The 4,277-nt window shown below is 46.0% G+C and carries 4 protein-coding genes; all 4 read right to left on the bottom strand.

Features of this window, described 5'->3' with window-relative positions:
* Positions 1 to 46 precede the first annotated feature (46 nt).
* On the bottom strand, positions 47 to 937 hold the full coding sequence (locus PSE7429_RS21525; RefSeq protein ID WP_009629488.1) for an Rpn family recombination-promoting nuclease/putative transposase: 891 nt from the start codon (positions 935 to 937) through the stop codon (positions 47 to 49).
* Positions 938 to 1,031: 94 nt separating this feature from the next.
* Positions 1,032 to 3,398, bottom strand: coding sequence for a hypothetical protein (locus PSE7429_RS21520; protein WP_009629487.1), 2,367 nt, complete (start codon positions 3,396 to 3,398; stop codon positions 1,032 to 1,034).
* Positions 3,399 to 3,474: 76 nt separating this feature from the next.
* Positions 3,475 to 3,915, bottom strand: a complete 441-nt coding sequence (locus tag PSE7429_RS21515) for a hypothetical protein (protein ID WP_009629486.1) — start codon at positions 3,913 to 3,915, stop codon at positions 3,475 to 3,477.
* A 140-nt stretch (positions 3,916 to 4,055) separates the two neighbouring features.
* The coding region (locus tag PSE7429_RS21510; RefSeq protein WP_009629485.1) for a Rho termination factor N-terminal domain-containing protein at positions 4,056 to 4,277 on the bottom strand (222 nt) is incomplete at its 5' end.

Here is a 4,277-nt window from a genome sequence, read left to right as displayed (position 1 = left end):
GACTTTATTTGTTCTATGTCTTTTTTATGTATTGGTTCAAAATCCTCTAGTTGCCTTTGCCTTTGGTTTTTAGCCAGTTGTTGAGGTCGGCGATCGTCTCTAGGTCAAATAATGCTTCGGCTAAATTTTCTAACTGCTTTGCCGATAGTTTGTTGACCTTGCCCCTCAAGCTTGGGGTAATTTGCCCGAACTTGCGACCAAGCATCCGCAGCAGCATTGTGGCTTGCCCTTTCACTAGACCTCTCTGTTCGCCTAGTTTTAAGCCTCGTTGCTCACCACGCTGCTCGCCTTCTTCTCTTGCCTCTTGATAAACTCGCGTTTGCTTTAAATCGCTGTATGTAAACATTGCCTCAATCTCCTGCCGACCTAGCTTTGGGAATTTATAAACCAACACTGTCTCTATTAATTCTAATACCTGCTCTTGAATTTCGGTATTGTTTTCCTGCTCGATCTTTTCACCTAATTGTCTTGCCAGTCTGACAGCTTGACTTTCACTAGACAAGATGAGTTGAATAATACCGATCGCAAAAGAGTCTGTCTCCCGATCTAGGAGGTCTTCTAGGTAAACTCGCCTGATTCTCTGGCAGTCGAGCATTTCCCGCACATGGCTTCTTGGCTCTGGTTCGTAACTGCGCCTCGCAAAGATGGCGATCGCTTGCCATTCCTGTGCGGGACGGTATTGGTTTAAATATAAATATATCTCGGATAAGTATTCCCAGTAAAAGTCTTCCTTTTGCTGGAATTGAACTTCGATGAGATATATCGGTTTATCTTTGGCTTTGGGGCTAAATATCCCATCAAACCGAAAGGCTTTTTCTTTCACTTCCACTGAGCTAAATTCATAGCCTTCTGCTTCAGCAATCGGACGTTCGATTAGCTCAAACAGTAGAGTGTGAAAGGTGTTGAATAGTTGATAAAAGAGCGTATCAGTTTTCATATCCACTTAGTTTAGCAAAGTTTGGGATTGGGAAAATTCTTTTTTCTAGAAGATAGATAATCAAGGGGATAAAGCGGCTTTATCCCCTTGATTTCTAAGCAGCGACCAGTTCGCACAATATAGTCTTTTGATGCGTAGTCAGAGAAGCTGTGTATTCGCCCACCAATACTTTGGCGGAGTCTTTGGCGACGAGTCCCAGCAGGTATGGCTTTTTCCTACTTTTACGGATGACTTCTATCTGATATCTGCCATCTTCTTGACGTTGAGATACTACGATGGGAATACAGGCGTGTTCTCCATTTCCTGTCCATTTAGTTGATGCGAGTTCTCCATACTGTGCGCCCACTATTTGCAAGCGCATCAGTTGGTTGTCATGGAGGCGATCGCAGATCTCTGGCAGGAACATATTGAAGACTACGCTGGCGGTTCCATGATCGCCATTGTGACTGGCTTGCCACATGGCGGCGGCATAGGTTTGGGCAGTTTTCTCGCTTTTGTTGCGTAGTTTCTCGCCTAATCCTTTCGCCCATTGCACTGCGGCTCTCAGGATTTTCTTGCGGGATTCCCGATCGCTTGATAGTTTCATTGCTTCTCGTATTTTGCTGGTATATTCATCGCGACGGGCGATCGCTCTTTGGTAGAGGGTTTCGTTCGGTTTGCTGAATAGTTCGCGGAATTCGAGCAGAGTGCGCTCATGCAAATCGACGGGTTGCCAGATGGCATTTACAGCTTGAATCAGAAATGAGATTGCGTCTTGGTATTCGCCACTTGCTTGAATAGGTCTCGCGGGCTGTTTGCATCTCTGTTTTGAGTCGTAGTAGCTGCCATAGACTCCTTGCTGTTTGCGATCGATCAACCAGTCTAGTTTCGGTAAGCTTTTGCCCACTTCATCAAGAAAGGTTTGGTCGTGGCTGAGGTCGGATTTGAGCCGATCTACAGCAACTTGCACTTCTTGGGCTAAGCCTGCGATGTACTGATGGTTGCCTGTAGCCCATGCGGTGGCTAGGTAATAGGTAATCAATCCAATTTGATTTTCAGTAGATCTGAGAGCGACTTCAGCTAATGTGCCTTGGACTGGCACTTTGTCGGGTTTGTAAGTGGTGGGTTTGATGTGATGCTGACGGATTTCTTTGGCGATTACTGGTAGTTTCTGGACTGATTTCACGCAGAAGGTATCGCCATCAAAGTCCATGCCACAATAGTCACGGGCGATGTCTGGGTTGACATACATGGTTCCCTGTTGGTTTAAGCCTTTGATGTGTTTGTTTGTCCAAATCTGTAGGTCATTGCGATCGCGGATCGGATAGCGGAAGCCAACATATTCGCCTTCGGGCATTTCGGGGATGCACATTTCTAGTTCTCCTAGTTCGGGATAGGGCTGCGCCATGAAGCTGGAGAAGTTGATACCGCCACTGGTGGCTAGGGTTAACCAACGTCGTCTTACTAGGTCTTCAATCTTTCGCACCACATAGGGATGTTCTAGCAGTTGCCCGTGGATGTCATGTTTGAGGATTTCCGTGAGGATTTTGCCATCGGCTTCTTCCTCATTGCTTTCGGCTTCAGGATCATCGGTTTTGACCCATTGCTCTGTTTGTACTAGTTGACAAAGTTGTTTGATGTCTGATTGGGCAGCAACTAGGGTTTCCGCTTTCTGTTGAGTGGTGGGTAAGACATCTTGGGCGATCGCTTGTTGGCTAAACCATTGCCAGACGGTATAGGAGGTCTTGACTCGCCGCTTTTGGGCGAAGTTGACAATTCCTAGTTTTAGGTTGGCGAGTTTATGGATACCTAATGCTGGTTTATGTCCTTTAAAACATGATAATGGCAGAATTAGGTCGAGACCTTTGGGACAGTTTAGGCTGAGTTGCAAGGTTCCTTTGGCAACCCATTGATTGGCGATTCCTGCTCGGAATTGGAATGGGGTATTGGCGGGGATGACAAAGTCTTCGCTTTGGCGCAGTTGGTTGAGAAATTCATGGCTAATCTTGCCGTGACAGTCATCGGTGCGATGCTCTTTGTCTTGGACAATCAGGATAGTCACTCCTTCGATGCTATAGATTTTCAGGCATTCGGTCATCAGGATCGAGCCATAGTTGATTTGTCCCATCGCACTGGGGAAATAGGTGGCAAAGGGATTTAGTCCTTGACTGAAGAAGAAGTCTCCATGTTTTCTGGCTCCCGATGCTCCTGCTAGTTGGAATTTACCCATCCCTTTGCTTAAGGCGGCGATCGCTTGTTTCTTCAGAGGTGCAATGCTTTTGGCGGCGGTGCTGCGCTTGCTGGGGGATTTACTGGTTTTAGCGATGCTTTCGGCTTTGGCGATCTTTTGTAAGTAGCTGGAAATGTTGCCAATACTGAGGTTGATGTCTGGATGCAGGGCTTCAAGGAGGGTGTCCCGAAATTGGATCTCGTTATCGACGATCTCTCCTGTGGCGAGGTTAATCTTAGCGATCGTTAGCATCTGTTTTTGCTCTCAATGTAATTTAGCGACTACAGCCAATGGCTCTAGTCGCTTTTGGTCGTCAATTGGTGATGGACTAGGCTGCTTTCTTGTTTAGGTCTTGGCGATAAACGACAAATCCATTCTTTTGCAGTTCGTCAATGGTGGTGGGCTTGGATGGTAGAAAGTTGATCTTGCCTTCTTTGGTTGCCAGAATCTTGCAGCCATAATGGTTCTGCAAGCGTTGGATCACTTTCTCAATGGGCAGGTTGATATTCGCTAAAGCCCATCCCTTCTTTGCTTGGTATAGCCACATCTTGTCTGTACTGACTTGTGGTTTACGGGTTTTGGGTTTGCGAGATGTTTCAACCACTGCGTTGCTAGCTGCGACCATCTTTTCCAGTTCCTTGACGGGGATTTGTTCATTGATATGGACAATCAAGGCTCTGGTGGTTACGTGCAGTTCTTCTTGACTCAATTTATCGATGATTTTATCGGCAAGTTCTTCTGGGGTATCGAATCTTAGTTGACGTGCCATGTTTTTAGTCTCCTGACTTTAATTTTTGTGGACAATCGTTCGCGGACTTTACGCGCTAGCGTTCTTCTTACTTCTCTTGCTTGTCAATGCAGATTTCATTCTTTGATAGATATCTGCATTGACGAGCTTGCTCTTTTAATCTAGGCGGTTAGATAGAAAATCAATTCCTTCTTCTTCAGTTTTCGCCAGTTAGGGATTTTGCGTTCTTTGGCTAAGGGTCTTAGTTCTTGAACAGTCATTTTCGTGAGGGGCTTGGTAGCTAATGCCTCCATGATTTCAGTCTTTGCTTCCTTTACCTCTGCTTTCAGTTTCGGGGCTGCTTTTGCTGAGGGTAATGCTACTGTTGCATCTGGTAGCACTGG

The sequence above is a fragment of the Pseudanabaena biceps PCC 7429 genome (genome assembly GCF_000332215.1).
Classification (GTDB): domain Bacteria; phylum Cyanobacteriota; class Cyanobacteriia; order Pseudanabaenales; family Pseudanabaenaceae; genus Pseudanabaena; species Pseudanabaena biceps.
Note: the sequence above shows the minus strand (reverse complement) of the source record. Positions and strands in the feature narration are given on the sequence as shown.

Excerpts from the sequence above, each read along its gene's own strand:
- PSE7429_RS21515 (WP_009629486.1), bottom strand. The coding sequence starts at position 3,915 with ATGGCACGTCAACTAAGATTCGATACCCCAGAAGAACTTGCCGATAAA.
- PSE7429_RS21525 (WP_009629488.1), bottom strand. The coding sequence starts at position 937 with ATGAAAACTGATACGCTCTTTTATCAACTATTCAACACCTTTCACACT.
- PSE7429_RS21520 (WP_009629487.1), bottom strand. The coding sequence starts at position 3,398 with ATGCTAACGATCGCTAAGATTAACCTCGCCACAGGAGAGATCGTCGAT.